The sequence below is a fragment of the Streptomyces sp. CNB091 genome (genome assembly GCF_000377965.1).
Window position 1 is genome coordinate 469,040 of record NZ_KB898991.1, and the last position, 19,776, is coordinate 488,815.

Here is a 19,776-nt window from a genome sequence, read left to right on the forward strand (position 1 = left end):
CTGGTATCACCGGTCACCGCCCGCATGATGGTGGCACGGCCCGTAGACAGAGGAGGGCATCAGGGTGCATCGCACGGGCGCGGGAAGCGCAACATACGCTCCTTTCCACCCTTGCGCACGCGGTGTGCCCGGACGGTTACCGTTCCGGCCGGGCTGTCGGTGGCGTACGGCAGGATGGGGCGGATGAGCCAGGACCAGACGGACGAGGGCGGCTCCGGCACCGCCCCTGCCGGCGCCGAACTGCCGGAGTACGCGGAGCGCGTCCTCGATGTGACCGACCTGATCCCGCCCGGCCGGGTGATGACGTACGGCGACATCGCGGAGTGGCTGGGCGAGGGGGGACCCCGCCAGGTCGGCCGGGTCATGGCGCTGTACGGATCGGCCGTGCCGTGGTGGCGCGTCGTCCGCTCCGACGGGACCCTGCTCCCCGCCCACGAGCTGCGGGCGCTGGACCACTACCGCGCCGAGGGCACCCCGCTGCGCGAGGCGTCTCACCGGGCGGAGGGGCACATCCCGCGCATCGACATGCGGCGCGCCCGCTGGGACGGCGGCGTACGACCGGACGGTGACGCCGACGGTGATGCGCGGGGTGCGGACGGTGACGTCGGCGGCGCTGGTGGTGATGCGCGGGGTGCGCGCGGTGCGGGCGGTGACGCCGGCGGTGCGGGCGGTCGGGGCGAGAAAGCTCACACCTGACAGCTTCCGCCATCGGCCCCCGACGGATACGGCCCCACGCGGCAGCGGACGTGATGGCGGCAGCGGACGTGACGGCGGCAGCGCACGTGACGAGCGACGCGGCACAGCCGCTGCCTCCCGTGCCGTCGCTGGCGTAGCGTCGTCACCGCGCGGCACGCTCCGCCCCTCCCCTCTTCTCCGTCCGCACCGACCCCGTCCGCACCGACCCCGTCCCTCATCCATCACTCGTACACCCGCGTACGCCCACCAGGACCGGCGATCCACGTGAGTTCCTCCTCCACCCGGCACAGTCCGCACCGTGAGTCACGGCCGCGGACCACGGGTGCGTACCGCCTGGTCCGCACTCCGCCGGGTTCCGTGGATCCCCCCCTCCTGGACGCAGGTCAGCGCGCGGTGGTTGACCACCCGGGCGGCCCGCTGCTGGTCCTCGCCGGGCCCGGCACCGGGAAGACCACCACCCTCGTCGAATCCGTCGCCGCCCGGGTCGACCGGGGCGCCGACCCCGCCCGCATCCTCGTCCTCACCTTCAGCCGCAAGGCCGCCGTCGAGCTGCGTGACCGGATGGCCGCCCGCCTCGGGGCGGCCCGGGGCCCGCAGGCCACCACGTTCCACTCGTACTGCTACGCCCTGGTCCGGGCCCACCAGGACGCCGACCTGTTCGCCGATCCGCTGCGCCTGCTGTCCGGACCCGAGCAGGACGTCACCGTCCGCGAACTGCTCGCGGGCCAGCTCGACCTGGAGAAGGAGGGCCTGGCCCACGTCCGCTGGCCGGACGAGCTGCGGTCCTGCCTGACCACCCGCGGCTTCGCCGACGAGGTGCGCGCCGTGCTCGCCCGCAGCCGTGAACTGGGCCTCGGCCCGGACGCGCTGGCCGCCTTCGCCCGCCGCACCGGCCGCCCGGACTGGACGGCGGCGGCCCAGTTCCTCGCCGAGTACCTCGACATCCTCGACGCCCAGGGCGTCCTGGACTACGCCGAGCTGGTGCACCGCGCGGTCCTGCTCGCGGAGCGCCCCGAGGTGGCGGAGCGGCTGGCCGGGAGCTACGACGCGGTGTACGTCGACGAGTACCAGGACACCGACCCGTCCCAGGTGCGCCTGCTGCACGCGCTGGCGGGCAACCAGGGGCGCGCGCCGGGGTACGCCGAGGAGCGTGGAGCGGCAGCGCGCGGCGGGCGGACGCTGATCGCCTTCGGCGACCCCGACCAGTCGATCTACACCTTCCGGGGCGCCGACGTGAACGGCATCCTCGACTTCCCTGACACCTTCCGCCGGGCGGACGGGGAGCCCGCGCCCGTGGGCGTCCTCACCACCTCCCGCCGCTCCGGGGCCGGACTTCTCGCGGCGACCCGGCTGCTCACCCGCCGGATGCCGCTGACCCGGCTGCCCGCCGACATGGTCCGCGCCCACCGCGACCCGGCCGCCGTCCGGGACGGCGGCCAGGTCGAGACGTACACCTACCCGACCGCGTCCACGGAGCTGGAGAACATCGCGGACCTGCTGCGCCGCGCCCACCTGGAGGACGGGGTGCCGTGGCAGGAGATGGCCGTGCTGGTACGGGCCGGAGGCCGCTCGCTGCCCGCTGTCCGCCGCGCCCTCACCTCCGCCGGAGTCCCCCTGGAGGTCGACGGCGACGACCTGCCGCTGCGCCACGAACCGGCCGTCGCCCCTCTGCTGACGGCGCTGCGGACGGTGGCCGCGGCCGCGCTGCGCACCGCCCGCGCCGACGAGGGGCCGGACACCGCCCGCGGCGACGAGGGCCTGGACACCGCCCGCGGCGACGAGGGGCTGGACACCGCCCGCGGCGACGAGGGGCTGGACACTGCCCGCGGCGACGAGGGGCTGGACACTGCCCGCGGCGACGAGGGTCCGCACACCGCCCGCGCCGACGAGGGGCAGGACGAAGCGGCCGTCCCCTGGCTCGACTCCGAGACCGCCCTCACTCTCCTCACCTCCCCGCTCGGCTCCATGGACGCCGCCGACCTGCGCCGCCTCGGCCGGGCCCTGCGCGACGAGGAGCGCGCCGCCGGCATCCGGGTCCCCGCCCCCTCCGACGCACTGCTGGCCCGCGCCCTCGCCGAGCCCGAACGGCTCGTCACGCACGACCCGGCGTACGCCCACGGCGCGCAGCGCCTCGGCGCGCTCCTGCGCAAGGCCCGCGAGCTCCTCGAAGGCGGCGGCACCGCCGAGGAGGCCCTGTGGACCCTGTGGAACGGCACCCCCTGGCCCGGCAGGCTGGAGCGGGCCGCGCTGCGCGGAGGGGCGGGCGGGCGCAACGCCGACCGCGATCTCGACGCGGTGTGCGCCCTGTTCGAGACGGCCGCCCGCGCCGAGGAGCGCACCGGCGGGCGCGGGGCCCTCAACTTCCTCGAAGAGGTCGACGCCCAGGACATCGCCGCGGACACCCTCTCGCGGCGGACCGCCCGCCCCGACGCCGTACGCCTGATGACCGCCCACCGCTCCAAGGGCCTGGAGTGGCGGCTCGTCGTCGTCGCCGGGGTCCAGGAAGGGCTCTGGCCCGACCTGCGCCGCCGGGGCTCCCTCCTGGAGGCCGACCGGATCGGCCGCGACGGACTCGCCGAACCCCTCACCCCCGGGGCCCTCCTCGCCGAGGAACGCCGGCTCTTCTACGTCGCCGCCACCCGCGCCCGCGACCGCCTCGTCGTCACCGCCGTGAAGGCCCCCGCCGACGACGGCGACCAGCCCTCCCGCTTCCTGACCGAGCTGGGCGTCGAACCCCGCGACGTCACCGGCCGCCCCCGCCGCCCCCTCGCCGTCGCCGCGCTCGTCGCCGAACTGCGCGCCACCACGGTCGACCCGGCCGCCTCCGACGCGCTGCGCGAGGCCGCCGCCCACCGCCTCGCCCGGCTCGCCGCGCTCACCGACGACGAGGGGCAGCCGCTGGTGCCCGCGGCCCACCCGTACCGCTGGTGGGGTCTGGAGGAGCCGACCCGCTCCGCAGTGCCGCTCCGCGACCGCGACCAGCCCGTCACCCTCTCCGGCAGCGCGCTGGACCAGCTCGCCAACACCTGCGCCCTCCAGTGGTTCCTGGGCCGCGAGGTGAAGGCCGACGCCCCGGCCACCGCAGCCCAGGGGTTCGGCAACGTCGTCCACGTACTCGCCGACGAGGTCGCCTCCTCCCGTACCCCCGCCGACCTGGACGTCCTCATGGAACGCCTGGACTCCGTGTGGAACGGCCTCGCCTTCGACGCCCCCTGGAAGTCCGAGCAGGAGAAGGACCAGGCCCGTGCCGCCCTGGAACGCTTCCTCCAGTGGCACGTCCTGGACCGGGGCGGCCGCACCCCCACCGCGAGCGAGCACGACTTCGACGTGACGCTGGAGGCGGGTGAGTACGCCGTCCGCATCCGGGGCTCGATGGACCGTGTCGAACAGGACGCCGAGGGCCGGGCGTACGTCGTCGACTTCAAGACCGGCAAGAGCGCGCCCACCAAGGACGAGGTCGCCGCCCACCCCCAGCTCGCCGTCTACCAGCTCGCCGTCCGCGAGGGCGCGGTCGACGAGGTCTTCGACGGCCGCCGCCCCGAGCCGGGCGGAGCCGAGCTGGTCCAGCTCCGTCAGCCCGCGCCCAAGAAGGAGGGTGGCGACGCCTTCCCCAAGGTCCAGGCCCAGGAACCACTGGCGGGGGAGTGGGTCTCCGGCCTGCTCGCCACCGCCGCCGGAAAGGTCCTGGACGAACGCTTCACCCCCACCACCGGCACCCACTGCGGCCACTGCGCCTTCCGCGCCTCGTGCAGCGCGCAGCCGGAAGGCCGACAGGTGGTGGAGTAGGGCCTTTCGTGGGCATCGGCCCGGGTTGTCAGTGGCTCCGGTTACCGTTTCTCACGTGTCCCCACGCCTCACCGATCCCGAGCAGCTCAAGGAGCTCCTCGGGATCCCGTTCACCCCGGAGCAGACGGCCTGCATCACCGCGCCGCCCGCCCCGCAGGTGATCGTGGCCGGAGCCGGGTCGGGCAAGACCACGGTGATGGCCGCCCGCGTGGTCTGGCTGGTGGGCACCGGACAGGTCGCGCCGGAGCAGGTCCTCGGCCTCACCTTCACCAACAAGGCGGCCGGCGAGCTGGCCGAGCGCGTCCGCAGGGCGCTCATCGCCGCCGGGGTCACCGACCCCGACGTCATCGACCCGGACAACCCCCCGGGCGAACCCACCATCTCCACCTACCACGCCTTCGCCGGCCGCCTCCTCACCGAGCACGGCCTGCGCGTCGGCCTGGAGCCGACCACCCGCCTCCTCGCCGACGCCACCCGCTACCAGCTCGCCGCGAAGGTGCTGCGCGAGGCCCCGGGCCCCTATCCGGCGCTCACCCGGTCCTTCCCCACCCTGGTCAGCGATCTCCTGGCGCTCGACGGGGAGCTGTCCGAACACCTCGTGAGCCCCGGCGCGCTCCACCGTCACGACACCGAGCTGCTGAGCGCCCTGGAGCACACGAAACTCAGCAACGCCGACCTCCGCAAGATCCCCGAGGCCGCCGAGGCCCGCCGCTCCCTCCTCGCCCTCACTGAGCGCTACCGAACCGCCAAGCGCAGCCGGGACCTGCTGGACTTCGGCGACCAGATCGCCCTCTCCGCCGAGCTGGCCCTGACCCGGCCCGAGGTCGGGAGGATCCTGCGCGAGGAGTTCCGGGTGGTCCTCCTCGACGAGTACCAGGACACGTCGGTGGCCCAGCGGCTGCTGCTCTCGGCGCTGTTCGGCAGCGGTACGGAGTCCGGGGAGGGGGGCCGCACGCCCACCGGCCACGCGGTGACCGCCGTGGGCGACCCCTGCCAGGCGATCTACGGCTGGCGCGGCGCGTCCGTCGCCAACCTCGACGACTTCCCCGAGCATTTCCCGCACGCCGACGGCGCCCCCGCCACCCGCTACAGCCTCAGCGAGAACCGGCGCAGCGGCGGCCGTCTCCTCCAGCTCGCCAACGGCCTCGCCGAACCTCTGCGGGCGATGCACGAGGGCGTCGAGGCGCTACGCCCCGCCCCGGGGGCCGAGCGGGACGGCATGGTCCGCTGCGCCCTGCTGACCACGCACACCCAGGAGATCGACTGGCTCGCCGACTCCCTCGCCCACCTCGTGCGCACCGGCACCCCGCCGGGCGAGATCGCTGTCCTGTGCCGCACCGCCGGGGACTTCCCCGAGATCCAGGCGGCGCTGGTCGCCCGGGACATCCCGGTCGAGGTCGTCGGCCTCGCCGGGCTGCTCCACCTGCCCGAGGTGGCGGACCTGGTCGCCGTCTGCGAGGTCCTCCAGGACCCGGGGGCCAACGCCTCCCTGGTCCGCCTCCTCACCGGACCGCGCTGGCGCATCGGCCCCCGTGACCTCGCGCTCCTGGGCCGCCGCGCCCGCCTCCTCGTGCACCGGGCCGGCCACGCGGACGACGCCGACGCGGACCAGCGGCTCGCGGACGCGGTCGAGGGCACGGACCCGGCCGAGGTGATATCGCTCGCGGACGCGCTGGACACCTTCCTGGTCGTGGGGGACGCGGCCGACGACGGGCTGCCGTTCTCCGCCGAGGCCCGCGTCCGCTTCGCCCGCCTCGCCCGGGAGCTGCGCGACCTGCGCCGCTCGCTCGCGGACCCCCTGATGGACGTCCTGCACCGGGTCCTGGCCACCACCGGCCTTGAGGTCGAGCTGTCCGCGTCCCCGCAGGCGCTGGCCGCCCGCCGCCGGGAGACCCTCGCCAACTTCCTGGACACCGCGGCCCGGTTCGCCTCCCTGGACGGCGAGGCGACCCTGCTCGCCTTCCTCGGCTTCCTGCGGACCGCCGCACAGTACGAGAAGGGCCTCGACAACGCGCTGCCCGGCGGCGAGAACACCGTCAAGGTCCTCACCGCCCACAAGTCCAAGGGCCTGGAATGGGACGTCGTCGCCGTACCCGGACTGGTCACGGGCCAGTTCCCCAGCGACCGGGCCCGGGAGGCGTGGACCGCCCAGCCCCAGGTGCTCCCGCACGCCCTGCGCGGCGACGCGGAGACGCTCCCGGCCCTCGACCCGCACGACGGCCTCGACGCCAAGGGGATCAAGGCGTTCAAGGCGGAGATGAAGGAGCACCAGCACACGGAGGAACTGCGCCTCGGCTACGTCACCTTCACCCGCCCCCGCTCCCTGCTCCTCGGCTCCGGCCACTGGTGGGGCCCCTCCCAGAAGCGGACGCGCGGCCCGTCCGCCTTCCTCGACGCGCTGTACGAGCACTGCGCGGCGGGCCACGGGGAGATCGAGGCCTGGGCGGACGAGCCCGCGGAGGACGAGGAGAACCCGGCCCTCGCGGAACGGGACGCCGACCTGGCCTGGCCGCTCCCGCTGGACGCCGACGCCCTCGCCCGCCGCCGCGCCGCCCGGGACACGGTGCTGGCCCACCTGGAGCGGCTGGCCACCGGTGAGGCTTCGCACGAGCCCGAAGACACACCGGCCGACGAGGAACTGTTCGACGCCGAGCCGTTCGACGCCGAGCCGTTCGACGCCGAGCCGTTCGACACCGAGCCGTTCGACACGGAGCTGGTCGACGAGGAGTGGGACTGGGACGCGCTCCCCACCGAACGCCCCCCGGGCGCACCCGGGACGGCACCGGCCCCGGCACCTGACACCGCACCGCCCCCACCCCCACGCATCCCGGCCGCCCGCCACCCCCAGGAGCCCGGTCCCGCGGAACGGCTCACCCCCGAAGAGGCCCGCACCCTCGCCTCCTGGGACCGGGACCTGGACTCCCTGGCCGGGGAGCTGCGCCGCGCCCGCGCCACCGTGCGTGAGGTCCTCGTGCCCGCCGCTCTCTCCGCCACCCAGCTGCTGCGCCTGGCCGAGGACCCCGACGCCTTCGCCCGGGAGCTGGCCCGGCCCATGCCCCGCCCGCCCCAGCCCGCGGCCCGCCGGGGCACCCGGTTCCACGCCTGGGTGGAATCGCGGTACGAGGAACTGCCGCTGCCCATGCTCGGCCCCGACGAACTGCCCGGGGGCGACGAGAGCGACGCGGAGATCGCCGACGAGCGGGACCTCGCCGAGCTGAAGGAGGCGTTCGAGCGCACCGCGTACGCCCGGCGCACGCCGTACCGGGTGGAGACGCCGTTCCAGATCACCCTGGCGGGCCGCGTGATCCGGGGCCGGATCGACGCCGTCTACCGCACGGGCGACCGGTACGAGATCGTCGACTGGAAGACCACCCGCCACCGCACCGCCGACCCGCTCCAGCTCGCCGTCTACCGGCTGGCCTGGGCCGAACTGCACGACCTGCCGCTCGAAGAGGTCACCGCCACCTTCCTCTACGTACGCAGCGGGGAGACCGTCCAGCCGCGGGGGCTGCCCGGCCGGGCCGAGCTGGAGCGGATCCTGCTGGACGAGCTGGCCCCCGAGGACGGATAGGCTCAAGAGCATGAGCGAGACCCCGGACAGCGCCGTCCGTACGTACACCGAACAGCACCGCGCAGCCTTCCTCGACGACCTCGCGGAGTGGCTGCGCATCCCGTCCGTCTCCGCCCAGCCGGAGCACGACGGGGACGTACGGCGCAGCGCGGAGTGGCTGAGCGCCAAGCTCAAGGAGACCGGCTTCCCGGTCACCGAGATCTGGGAGACGCCCGGGGCGCCGGCGGTCTTCGCCGAGTGGCCCAGCGAGGACCCGGACGCCCCGACGGTCCTGGTCTACGGCCACCACGACGTGCAGCCCGCCGCCCGCGAGGACGGCTGGGCGACCGACCCGTTCGAGCCGGTGATCCGGGACGGCCGGATGTACGGACGCGGCGCGGCCGACGACAAGGGCCAGGTGTTCTTCCACACCCTCGGGGTCCGCGCCCACCTCGCGGCGACCGGCCGCTCCACCCCCGCCGTCCACCTCAAGCTGCTGATCGAGGGCGAGGAGGAGTCCGGCTCCCCGCACTTCCGCGCCCTGGCCGAGCAGCGGGCGGACCGGCTCGCCGCCGACGCGGTGATCGTCTCGGACACCGGCATGTGGGACGAGGACACCCCGACCGTCTGCACCGGCATGCGCGGCCTCGCCGAGTGCGAGATCGAGCTGTACGGCCCCGCCCAGGACATCCACTCCGGATCGTTCGGGGGAGCCGTCCCCAACCCGGCCACCGAGATCGCCCGCCTCGTCGCCGCCCTCCACGACGCGGACGGCAGGGTCGCGATCCCCGGCTTCTACGACGGGGTCACCGACCTCACCGACACCGAGCGGGCCCTCTTCGCCGCACTGCCCTTCGACGAGGCCACCTGGCTGCGCACCGCGAAGTCGGGGGCCGCGGCCGGCGAGGCCGGGTACTCCACGCTGGAGCGCCTCTGGGCCCGCCCCACCGCCGAGGTCAACGGCATCGGCGGCGGCTACCAGGGCGCCGGCAGCAAGACGATCATCCCCTCCTCGGCCCTGGTGAAGATCAGCTTCCGGCTGGTCGACGGCCAGGACCCCGACCGCGTACAGCAGGCCGTCCAGTCCTGGGCCGAGTCCCGTATCCCGGCGGGCGTCCGCCACCGGATCGCCTTCCAGCCGGCCACCCGCCCCTGCCTGACCCCGCTGGACCACCCCGCCCTCCAGGCGGTGGCCCGCGCGATGGGCCGGGCCTTCGGGAAGAAGATCCTCTTCACCCGCGAAGGAGGCTCCGGCCCCGCCGCCGACCTCAGGGACGTGCTCGGCGCACCCGTCCTCTTCCTCGGCATCTCCGTACCCTCCGACGGCTGGCACGCCCCCGACGAGAAGGTCGAGCTCGACCTGCTGCTCAAGGGCGTGGAGACGACCGCCCACCTGTGGGGCGAGCTGGCCACGGCACTGCGCTGAATCCCTGTACCTGCTGAATACCCGGACCCACTGAATGCCCGCCACCGCACGCCCGGAACCGGAACACCGCTGAATCCTCTGCACACCCTCCACGTATCTGTGCACACCCGATTCACCCAGGGGGAGTAGGAAGCACCTGTGAGCACCTTCGACAACGCCACCGCAGACCGCCCGATCGGCCTCACCGCGCCGAGCGGCATCGACCGCGCGGCACACCACCGCCTCGACGAGGCGTGGCTGGCCGTGGCGTGGAGCCACCCGACGACCCGCGTCTTCGTCGTCTCCGGCGGGCAGGTGCTGATCGACGACACCCCCGAAGGGGGCACCGAGATCGTCATGACCCAGGCCTTCGAGGCCCCGGTCACCGAGACCCACCGGTACTTCCTCGGAACCGACGAGGGCGGCGTCAGCTACTTCGCGCTCCAGAAGGACTCGCTGCCCGGCCGCATGGACCAGTCGGCCCGGCCCGCGGGGCTCCGCGAGGCAGGGCTTCTCCTCGGCCCCCGCGACGCGGGCCTGATGGCGCACGCCGTCGCCCTGGAGAACTGGCAGCGGCTGCACCGCTTCTGCTCCCGCTGCGGCGAGCGCACCGTCATCGCGGCGGCCGGTCACATCCGCCGCTGCCAGGCCTGCGGCGCCGAGCACTACCCGCGCACCGACCCGGCGGTCATCATGCTGGTCACCGACGACCGGGACCGGGCCCTGCTGGGCCGCCAGGTGCACTGGCCCGAGGGCCGCTTCTCCACGCTCGCCGGGTTCGTCGAGCCGGGGGAGTCGATCGAGCAGTCCGTGGCCCGCGAGGTGTACGAGGAGGCCGGGATCACCGTCGGCGAGGTCGAGTACATCGCCAGCCAGCCCTGGCCGTTCCCCTCCAGCCTGATGCTCGGCTTCATGGCGCGGGCGACCACCTTCGACATCACCGTCGACGGCGAGGAGATCGAGGAGGCCCGATGGTTCTCCCGCGAGGACCTCACCGCCGCCTTCGAGTCGGGCGAGGTCATGCCCCCGTTCGGCATCTCGATCGCGGCCCGCCTGATCGAGCTCTGGTACGGCAAGCCGCTCCCCAGGCCCGGCAGCGCGAAGCGGACCGACTGAGCACCCCCGGACACACCACTGCCCCCGGCGGGTGCCGGGGGCAGCGGTGGGTGCGACGGGCGGTCGTCCATCGGCCGGGATCAGGCGGCGAGCGCCTGCTTCACCTGGGCGAGCGACGGGTTCGTCATGACCGACTCGGTGCCCGAGGGGGCCACGATCAGCAGTGTGGGGACCGTCTGGTTTCCGCCATTCGCCTTCTCGACGAACGCGGCCGACTCCGGGTCGTGCTCGATGTTGACCTCGTTGTACGCGATGCCCTCGCGGTCCATCTGGCTCTTCAGCCGACGGCAGTAGCCGCACCAGGTGGTGCTGTACATCGTCACAGTGCCCGCCATGTCGCTGGCGCTCCTTCGTCTCGTCCGTACGCTGCGCGGCCGGCAGCGTCACCAGCGGTCGGGCCGCTGTCGACGGCCCCTCCGCATGGATAGGGAACGTACGGGACGCGGCCACCATTCCCACCACGCCCCTGTACCGGGCCTCGTACCAGGCCTCGTACCGGCCCCGTGCCGCGGTAGCCGGTACGACGAATACCTCACCCCTGTGGACAACCGCCGCATCCGCCCCGGGGGACCTGGCAGCATGGCGGGGTGACAGCAGCAACGCACTCCACCCTCTTCCCCCAGGTTCCCGAGACCCCGGACGCCGTGCTCGACGGGCTCGACCCCGAGCAGCGCGAGGTGGCTCTGGCCCTGCACGGACCGGTGTGCGTGCTGGCCGGAGCCGGTACGGGCAAGACCCGCGCGATCACGCACCGCATCGCGTACGGGGTGCGTGCGGGCATCCTCCAGCCGGCCACGGTGCTCGCCGTCACCTTCACCAACCGGGCAGCCGGAGAGATGCGCGGCCGCCTGCGACAGCTCGGCGCGACCGGCGTCCAGGCGCGGACCTTCCACTCCGCCGCCCTCCGCCAGCTCCAGTACTTCTGGCCGAAAGCCGTTGGTGGCGAGCTGCCCCGGCTGCTGGAGCGGAAGGTGCAGCTGGTCGCCGAGGCCGCCGCCCGCTGCGAGCTCCGGCTCGACCGCAACGAGCTCCGGGACGTCACCAGCGAGATCGAGTGGGCCAAGGTCACCCAGACCGTCCCTGCCGACTATCCGGCGGTCGTCGCCAAGACCCAGCGTGACGCCCCCCGCGATCCGGCGGTCCTCTCCCAGATCTACTCCACGTACGAACAGCTCAAGCGCGACCGCTCGGTGATCGACTTCGAGGACGTGCTGCTGCTCACCGTCGGCATCCTCCAGGACCGGACCGACATCGCCGAGCACGTGCGCGGCCAGTACCAGCACTTCGTCGTCGACGAGTACCAGGACGTGAGCCCGCTCCAGCAGCGGCTGCTCGATCTCTGGGTCGGGGGCCGGGACGATCTCTGCGTCGTCGGCGACGCCAGCCAGACGATCTACTCCTTCACCGGGGCCACCCCCGACCACCTGCTGAACTTCCGCACCCGCCACCCCGGGGCGACCGTGGTCAAGCTGGTGCGGGACTACCGCTCCACCCCTCAGGTCGTCCACCTCGCCAACGGCCTGCTGAGCCAGGCCCACGGCAAGGCGGCCGACCACCGGCTGGAGCTGGTCTCGCAGCGCGACACGGGGCCCGAACCCGTCTACGCGGAGTATGCGGACGAGCCCACCGAGGCCGAGGGCACCGCCCGGCGGATCCGCGATCTCGTCGCCGCGGGCGTGCCGGCCGGTGAGATCGCCGTCCTCTACCGCGTCAACTCCCAGTCCGAGGTCTACGAGCAGGCACTGGCGGACGCCGGGGTGCCCTACCAGCTGCGCGGCGCCGAGCGGTTCTTCGAGCGGGCGGAGGTCCGCGAGGCGGGCACCGCCCTGCGCGGCGCGGCCCGCGCCGGAGGCAACGACTCGCTCCTCGACGGGGCGGAGGACCTGGCCGCCCAGGTGCGGGCGGTGCTCTCCACCAAGGGCTGGACCAGCCGGCCGCCCGCCGGATCGGGAGCCGTGCGTGACCGCTGGGAGTCGCTGGCCGCGCTGGTGCGCCTCGCGGAGGACTTCGAGACGGCGAGACCGGGGGCGACCCTGACCGACCTGGTCCGTGAGCTGGACGAGCGGGCCGCCGCCCAGCACGCCCCGACGGTCCAGGGGGTGACCCTGGCCTCGCTGCACTCGGCGAAGGGCCTCGAATGGGATGCCGTGTTCCTGGTCGGACTCACCGAGGGCATGATGCCGATCGCCTACGCCAAGACCGACGAGCAGGTCGAGGAGGAGCGGCGCCTGATGTACGTCGGAATCACCCGCGCCCGCGTCCACCTCTCGCTCTCCTGGGCCCTGTCCCGGTCACCGGGCGGCCGGGCGAGCCGACGGCCGACCCGCTTCCTGAACGGGCTGCGCCCGGGCTCGACGGCCTCGGGCGCGCGGAGCGGAGCGGGCGGCGGCGGAGGGATCGACCGGGGATCCGGCCGGGCCGCCGTCGAGCGGACCCCGGCCGTCGAGCGCAAGCCCAGGAGCCCGGTGCGCTGCCGGGTCTGCGGACGCACGCTCACCGACGCGGGCGAGATGAAGCTGATGCGCTGCGAGGAGTGCCCCTCGGACATGGACGAGGCGCTCTACGGGCGGCTGTACGACTGGCGTGCCGCGCAGGCGGCCCTGCTGGGGCAGCCGGACTTCTGCGTGTTCACCGAGAAGACGCTCATGGCGATCGCCGAGGCCGTGCCGTCCACCGCGGGCGAGCTGGTCGTCATCGCCGGCGTCGGCAACCGGAAGTTGAGCCGCTTCGGCACCGATGTTCTGGCCATCTGCGCAGGTGAGGCGATTGACGGCGAGCCCGAGGAGGGCGCGGACGAGACCTGAGGAAAACTCGTCCAGAAAATAGTTTGCGCCCGCCCCAGTCGTCACCATAGGTTCTTAACCACGGGAACAGCGACTTCTCTGAAGCCCTGATTCCGTGCTGTACTTATCCGAATACGCAGGACCGGTCCCCGCCGGTCCCCCTGAGACGCCGAGAGGAGGCGATTGAAGTGATCAGCATCATCGAAACCCAGAAAATGACCGATCTCTCGGTCGTCTCCGCCTGCTCGCTCGGCCTCACCCGCTCCTCGGTCGCCTCGCTTCGCGCCACCGGTCTGTCCGGCGTCTCCGCCGTCCGTCCGCTGTCTCTGGTGAGCCTCCCCGTGACGCGGGAGCGTAATGAGCGACCGATCGAGGCACCGGCGGCAGCAGTAGCGAAGGCGGCACAGGCTCAGGCCTATGCCTTTGCGGCAGCCGGTGCCGGAGCCGACAAGCAGACGCAGCACCACCACACGATGTGGGCCTTCCGTGGGCCTGAACCCTGGAGCGATCCAGCCTGATCCAGCATCAGGCCGGCGCCTTCAGGGCCGCGGAACCCCACTCGGGATCCGCGGCCCTTTTGTTTTGTCCGAACGGACAGGACGGAGCGAAGGAGCCTCGGGACAAGCAGGACCTGGTACCAGCAGCCGCCAACCGGCCAACAGGCCGGCACGACCAGACGAGGACACCACCCACCGTGCACATCGAAACGCACGCCCCGTCAGTACCGCTTTCCACCCCGATCTCGCCGCCCGGCTCCACGGAGGACTCCGCCTTGACCCCGCTCACCACGCTCACCGCGCTCGACGACGCCATCGAGAACCTCGGCGTACCCGTCCCCTGCCGTTCCTACGACCCGGAGGTCTTCTTCGCCGAGTCGCCCGCCGACGTCGAGTACGCCAAGTCCCTCTGCCGCACCTGCCCGCTCGTCGAGGCCTGCCTCGCCGGGGCGAAGGACCGCCGCGAGCCGTGGGGTGTCTGGGGTGGCGAGCTCTTCGTCCAGGGCGTCGTCGTGGCCCGCAAGCGTCCGCGTGGCCGTCCGCGCAAGAACCCGGTCGCAGCGTGACCGCGGCCTGTGGGGTCCCCGCCCCCACACGCAGGCTCCGCCTCGGAACGATCGACCGTCCCCAGACCCATGACCCCCGGAATCAGGCACCGATGATCACCCCCACGAAGGAGCCCGTCGGCTCCGCAACCCCCGACGTCACCATCATCGGCGCGAACGACTCGCGTCAGAACAGGACCCGCGAAATGCAACTCATCCCAGAAGCCATGGCGCGTGCGCATATGCGCGACCGCCTGCGGGAGGCCCAGGAGGACCGCCAGTCGGCCCGCCTGATCGCCGCCCGCCGGATGCAGCGCCGAGCGGAGCGCGCCTCGCTGCGCGCCCGCCGCGCGCTGGCCATGGCGGTCATGCACTGACCGTTCACCCATGACGTCACCGCGGGGCCGTCCGGACACGGGCGGCCCCGCCGTGCGTTGTACCGCCGCCCATCCGGTCACGGGGATATCGTCAGAAGGTGGACGAGGAGACCCATCCCCCCGAACAACCCGCCGAGCACAGCGTGGTGTGCGCCCGCTGCGGCACCGCCGCCGAGGGCGACACAGCCCCTCCGACCTGGCTCTGTTCCGTGGAGGACGGACGCCGCCTCCTCTTCTGCGAGGGCTGTGCCCGCCTCCACATCCGCGCCATCGAGAGCCGCCTCGACTCACTCTGGTGGTGACCGAGGCTCCCTGACCTCTCCTACGCCTGGACGGGCTCCCCGTCCGGCTCGCCCTCCTCCTCGGCGTACTCCGTCCCCTCCAGCTCGGTGTCCTCGACGTCCTCCGCGAGGAACCCCGGAAGCCACGCCTCGAGCTCGTCGCGCAGCCGGACCGTCGCGCCCAGCTGGCACAGGACCCCGATCGTGCTGAGCGTCACCCGGTGGATGAGGACGTAGGACGGCGGGAGATTCAGCTGCCGGCCGAGCTGATGGGCGGGTGAGCGCGGATCGGCTATCCGGGCCGCCTGTTCACGGATCCAGCCCCGGCTGAAGGTGAACTCCTCCACCTGCGTGGGCTCGATGATCGGGAGCAGATAGTCGAGCACCGCGTCCGGGTCCAGGTCGATCGACTCCTTCACGAAGCCCTCTTCGCGCAGCAGCCCGTACACCCCCGCCGCGTCGCCCTCCAGCGTCAGCCGCAGGGAGTCGCCGATGTTCCGCGGCAGCCCGCCCGGCAGCCGGTCGACCGTGCCGAAGTCCAGCACCCCCAGCCGCCACGACCCGAACGAACCGCCGTCCTCCTCCGCGAGTGCCGCGCCCTCCGGATGCTCCGCGCCCTCCGTATGCTCGGCGTTCCGTGGCGCCGGGGGCAGCAGCCGGAAGTTGCCCGGGTGCGGGTCGGCGTGCAGCAGGCCCGTGCGTGCCGGACCGGAGAAGAGGAAGCGGGCCAGCAACTGTCCCGCACGGTCCCGCTGTTCCGCCGTCCCCTCCGCTATGACCTCGGAGAGCGGGATCCCATCGATCCACTCCGTCACCAGCACCTGATCGGACTGGTGCACCACCTGAGGGACCACCACATCCGGGTCGCCCTCGAACTCCGCCGCGTGCTCCTGCTGCGCACGGGCCTCCAGTTCGTAGTCCAGTTCCTCCGAAACCCGGTCCCGCAGCTCCTTGATCAACGGCTTGATGTCCATCCCCGGAACCAGGGGGCCGAGCAGCCGGGCGAAGCGGCTCAGCTGGGAGAGGTCGGAGAGCAACGCCTCGCCCGCGCCGGGATACTGCACCTTCACCGCGACCTCGCGGCCGTCGTGCCACACCGCCCGGTGCACCTGCCCGATCGAGGCGGCAGCCGCCGGCGTGTCCTCGAACTCCAGGAAATGCTCCCGCCAGTCCTCCCCGATCCGTTCCGCGAGAACCCCGTGGACTGTGCGCGCGGGCAGCGGCGGCGCGGCCTCCTGGAGCTTGGTGAGCGCGGCCCGGTACGGGCCGGCGACCTCCTCGGGCAGGGCCGACTCGAAGACGGAGAGGGCCTGGCCCAGCTTCATGGCCCCGCCCTTCAGCTCGCCCAGGGTTTTGAACAACTGGTCCGCCGTGCGCTGCTGCACCTCACGGGCGACCAGCTCGGCCGACTTTCCGCCGATCCGCTTGCCCAGACCCCATGTGGCACGACCGGCGAAGCCGAGCGGAAGCGCGGCCAGCTTGGCCGTACGCGTAACCGCCTTCCGGGGAAGATCAGACATGTGCCCCTCCAGTTCCCAGACTGCCGTGCCGCTCGTGCCTCCGGGATCTCTCCGGCGACGGCGGTCACCCCGCCATTGTGTCCTGCGCCGGAAGAGCACCGGAGGGCCGTTCCCTCGTAGCGCCCCCGGCCGCGCCGCAGGTGCAGTCCGCATGCGGGCCGATCGGCTCGGAACGCCAGTCCAGCAAGGGCAGAGCGGCCTCCCAGCGAGCTCCGGTACAGGCAGGGAGGTCACCGTCGAGAAAGGCCAGGGAATGTGCCGCGGCGAGACCGGCGACCGCCGTCGCGAGCCCCAGATCGCAGGCGGGTACCGCTCCCCGCCGTCCGGAACGCCACTGCGCCAGCATCCGGGGCCACTGCGGATCCCGGTCCGCGCGGTGCAGCTCCAGGCAGCCCGCGCACCCGGTGCCCCCGGGCAGGACGAGAGGCCCGACCACGCCGGTGGCCTCGATCACTCCCGCATAGAGATGGGGAGTGCCCGACGCGATCCACGGACCGGCCGTGTCCGCGACGGGCGCGTACACCGCGAGGCCGTCCCGGGGAGCGACGACGATCAGGGACAGACCGGGCTGCCCGGCGCTCCCCGGCAGGTCGGCCGCCGCTCCGTCCGTCCTCGCACGCCGGGGAGCGGGCCCGGGCGAGCACCGGCGGACGAGCCGACGGGCCGCCACGTCGCGCCGTTCCCCCACGGATGCCGGGGGGAGCCCCCCGGGCGCCACGTCCCCGTGCTCGGCCCGGCCCCCGTCGAGCACTTCCACGTGCCCCACCCCGGCGCCCGACAGCACCGAGGCGATGGACGCCCCGACCCGGCCCGCTCCTCGCACCTGGACCCGCATCGCCCGCCGGGCCGCCATCCGGCGCGTGCCGCCCCCTGGCTCGGGACGGACGACCGACAGGGAGGCCAGATCGGGACGCTGGCGGTCCATCACCTCGGCGCGACGGCACAGGACATCGGCTCCCGGACCGACCGACCTCGGGTCGTCCAGGAGACCGGCCTCCGCCAACCGTGAGAGCAAGGTGTCCACATGACGTTCCGACAGGTCCAGGGCACGGGCCTCCTCGTGCAGCAGCGGCAGTCCTCGCGTGCCGTCGAGCAGTTCCAGGAAGCTCCCCGTGGCGAGGTCCACCGGTCCGAGCGTCACGGCATGTGCGGGTGTCACACCGAACTGCACGGTGTTCCGTCCGCGCCAGGCGCGGCGCAGTGCGGGCTTCAGCATCGGATACATGATTTCTCCCCCCGAGCGGTGTCTGCGGGCACAGCTGTGCCCGCAGACCGGTTGGCCCACGGGTCTTTCCGTAGGACCTCCGCCAGAATGCGGGCCCGCGCCGAACCTCGCCCGGAGTTGTCCACAGGCGCAGGTCATTAGTCATTCAAGCCCTTGGTCGTTCAAGCGTGTGGTCGTTCGCATGGTGCGTGCCGTGGTGCGGATCGCCGCCAACCGTTCCCGGGGGCGGGACTTCCCCCGCGGACAGCGGGTAACGTCGTGGCGTGTCCGCCGACCCGTCGTCCGGCTTCGCCGGGGAGCCCCCCGCGCCCAGCGCCGGAAGCCATCAGCGCAGCGCGGCAGCCCATCAGGCCCGCGCTTCGGCGACGAGCGCGGTCGAGGTCCGCAGGAGCACCCGGCGCAGGAGAACGGTCTCCGCGTACCGCGAGGGCGACCGCACGATCGTGCTCATCCCCGCCCGCATGTCGGAGGCGGAGGAACGACGCTGGGTGGGCGTGATGCTGGACAAGCTCGCCGCCCAGGAGAGCAAGCGCGTCCTGGGCGACACCGAACTCGTCGAGCGTGCCGGGCGGCTGTCCACCCAGTATTTCGACGGTCGCGCCAGGCCCGTCTCGGTGCGCTGGGTGACCAACCAGAACACCCGCTGGGGTTCGTGCACCCCTGCCGAGGGCAGCATCAGGCTCTCGCACCGCCTGCAGGGCATGCCGGAGTACGTGGTCGACTACGTACTCCTCCATGAGCTGGCACATCTGCTCGTTCCCGGACACGGTCCCGGGTTCTGGCGGCTGCTGGAGGCCTATCCGCGCACCGAGCGAGCCCGGGGGTACCTGGAGGGCGTCGTCGCGGCCGGGCGGCTGCCCCACCTGCCCGCCGCCCGCGAGGAGTGACCGGGGCCGGTCACGTTCGCCGATTCTGTACCGGGTGTGTACCGGCTTGGCCCGATGTCGTCGTTTGCGGTTAGCCTGACGCGACGCATTTACCTTCTGGATGGGGGACGGTCGTTACGCATGGCCAGGGAATTCCAACGCGGCCACAAGGCCAAGATCAGTGACCTCACGCCAGGGACGGATCTGTACGTAGGCGTGCAGATCGCGGGCCCGGGGCTGGCTTTCGACATCAGCTGCTTCGGCCTCGACGCCCATGAGCAGCTCTCCGACGACCGGTACTTCATCTTCTTCAATCAGCCGAAATCGCCCGAGGAGTCCATTCAGCTCCTCGGCGCGCAGTCCGGTGACACCGAGTCCTTCCGCGTCACGCTCGACCGCATTCCGGCAGCCATCCAGAAGCTCTCCTTCACCGCGACGCTCGACGGTTCCGGGCAGATGTCGCAGATCGGCCCGGGATACATCCGGATCGTCGCGGGCGGCGAGGAAGTGGTGAGGTACGCCTTCACCGGGTCGGAGTTCACCACCGAGCGCGCCGTGATGCTCGGTGACTTCTACCTGAAGGACGTGTGGCGCTTCGCCGCCGTCGGCCAGGGCTTCGACGGCGGTCTCGACGCGCTCCTGAAGAACTTCGGGGGCGAGGTCGCCGAGGAAGAGGCGCCACCCGCCGCCGCGCCGGCCGCCGCTCCGGGGTTCGCCCCGCCGACCCAGGCCGCAGCGCCCCCCGCCTTCGGCGCGCCGCCCGCGGCCCCGGCCCCGCAGCCCGCACCGGCCTTCGGCGCCCCGTCCGCGCCCACGCCGCCGCCCGCACCGCAGCAGCCGATGCACGCGGCGCCGACGATCGCGGCCCCGCCGGTTCCCCAGACGCCGCAGGCGCCTCAGGCTCCGTCCCCGTACGGCCAACCCCAGCAGCCCCAGCAGCCCCACCAGCCCCACCAGCCCCACCAGCCCCACCAGCCCCACCAGCCCCACCAGCCCCACCAACCCCACCAACCCCAGCAGCCGCAGCAGCCCCAGTGGGGCCAGGTCCCCGGCCAGGGCGCGCCGCCCGCCGCTCCCTTCGGCCAGCAGGCCCCGGCTCCCTTCGGCCAGCAGGCCCCAGCTCCCTACG

Annotated in this window: 15 protein-coding genes; 12 read left to right on the plus strand and 3 right to left on the minus strand. The window is 73.2% G+C overall.

What is annotated here, in order from left to right:
- Nucleotides 1-183 precede the first annotated feature (183 nt).
- The 5 genes from D581_RS0106040 (at nt 184) to nudC (ending at nt 10,553) form a co-directional block, all read left to right on the plus strand.
- Entirely contained in the window at nt 184-696 is a 513-nt protein-coding gene (locus D581_RS0106040) for an MGMT family protein (protein WP_018956328.1), read from the plus strand.
- Nucleotides 697-960: 264 nt separating this feature from the next.
- Nucleotides 961-4,482: an ATP-dependent DNA helicase gene (locus tag D581_RS0106045; RefSeq protein WP_026290254.1), complete on the plus strand. Its 3,522-nt coding sequence runs from the start codon at nt 961-963 to the stop codon at nt 4,480-4,482.
- 55 nt (nt 4,483-4,537) lie between these two features.
- Nucleotides 4,538-8,053 (plus strand): ATP-dependent DNA helicase, encoded by a 3,516-nt coding sequence (locus D581_RS0106050; RefSeq protein ID WP_018956330.1) that lies wholly within the window; start codon nt 4,538-4,540, stop codon nt 8,051-8,053.
- A gap of 10 nt (nt 8,054-8,063) precedes the next feature.
- Nucleotides 8,064-9,458: a dipeptidase gene (locus tag D581_RS0106055; RefSeq protein ID WP_018956331.1), complete on the plus strand. Its 1,395-nt coding sequence runs from the start codon at nt 8,064-8,066 to the stop codon at nt 9,456-9,458.
- 138 nt (nt 9,459-9,596) lie between these two features.
- A complete protein-coding gene (nudC, locus tag D581_RS0106060; protein ID WP_018956332.1) occupies nt 9,597-10,553 on the plus strand; it encodes an NAD(+) diphosphatase in 957 nt (318 codons plus the stop codon).
- A gap of 80 nt (nt 10,554-10,633) precedes the next feature.
- Here the strand turns inward: nudC and D581_RS0106065 are convergent, their stop codons facing one another.
- Nucleotides 10,634-10,888, minus strand: coding sequence for a glutaredoxin domain-containing protein (locus tag D581_RS0106065; RefSeq protein WP_006127421.1), 255 nt, complete (start codon nt 10,886-10,888; stop codon nt 10,634-10,636).
- Nucleotides 10,889-11,140: 252 nt separating this feature from the next.
- On the opposite strand from D581_RS0106065, the gene D581_RS0106070 reads away from it, so the two are divergent.
- The 5 genes from D581_RS0106070 to D581_RS0106090 all read left to right on the plus strand — a co-directional run bounded on the left by D581_RS0106070 (nt 11,141) and on the right by D581_RS0106090 (nt 15,057).
- A complete protein-coding gene (locus D581_RS0106070; RefSeq protein ID WP_026290255.1) occupies nt 11,141-13,357 on the plus strand; it encodes an ATP-dependent DNA helicase UvrD2 in 2,217 nt (738 codons plus the stop codon).
- A gap of 167 nt (nt 13,358-13,524) precedes the next feature.
- Nucleotides 13,525-13,854, plus strand: a complete 330-nt coding sequence (locus D581_RS0106075) for a hypothetical protein (protein WP_018956334.1) — start codon at nt 13,525-13,527, stop codon at nt 13,852-13,854.
- A 176-nt stretch (nt 13,855-14,030) separates the two neighbouring features.
- Nucleotides 14,031-14,399: a WhiB family transcriptional regulator gene (locus D581_RS0106080; protein WP_007460056.1), complete on the plus strand. Its 369-nt coding sequence runs from the start codon at nt 14,031-14,033 to the stop codon at nt 14,397-14,399.
- Nucleotides 14,396-14,755, plus strand: a complete 360-nt coding sequence (locus D581_RS0106085) for a hypothetical protein (RefSeq protein WP_026290256.1) — start codon at nt 14,396-14,398, stop codon at nt 14,753-14,755. The genes D581_RS0106080 and D581_RS0106085 overlap by 4 nt, the downstream gene beginning before the upstream one ends.
- A 98-nt stretch (nt 14,756-14,853) precedes the next feature.
- Nucleotides 14,854-15,057, plus strand: coding sequence for a hypothetical protein (locus D581_RS0106090; RefSeq protein WP_018956336.1), 204 nt, complete (start codon nt 14,854-14,856; stop codon nt 15,055-15,057).
- A 20-nt stretch (nt 15,058-15,077) separates the two neighbouring features.
- Here D581_RS0106090 and D581_RS0106095 read toward each other — a convergent pair whose 3' ends face one another.
- Nucleotides 15,078-16,556: an AarF/UbiB family protein gene (locus D581_RS0106095; protein ID WP_018956337.1), complete on the minus strand. Its 1,479-nt coding sequence runs from the start codon at nt 16,554-16,556 to the stop codon at nt 15,078-15,080.
- A gap of 64 nt (nt 16,557-16,620) precedes the next feature.
- Nucleotides 16,621-17,781 carry a ThiF family adenylyltransferase gene (locus D581_RS0106100; RefSeq protein ID WP_018956338.1) on the minus strand — a complete coding sequence of 387 codons (1,161 nt, stop codon included), beginning with the start codon at nt 17,779-17,781 and terminating at the stop codon, nt 16,621-16,623.
- Between the two features lie 263 nt (nt 17,782-18,044).
- Here D581_RS0106100 and D581_RS0106105 point away from each other — a divergent pair, with 263 nt between their 5' ends.
- Together D581_RS0106105 and D581_RS0106110 are read left to right on the plus strand one after the other, a co-directional pair.
- The gene (locus D581_RS0106105) at nt 18,045-18,668 is read left to right on the plus strand and encodes a M48 metallopeptidase family protein (protein ID WP_018956339.1); all 624 of its coding nucleotides are present in this window, start codon (nt 18,045-18,047) and stop codon (nt 18,666-18,668) included.
- Nucleotides 18,669-18,788: 120 nt separating this feature from the next.
- The coding region (locus D581_RS0106110; protein ID WP_018956340.1) for a TerD family protein at nt 18,789-19,776 on the plus strand (988 nt) is incomplete at its 3' end.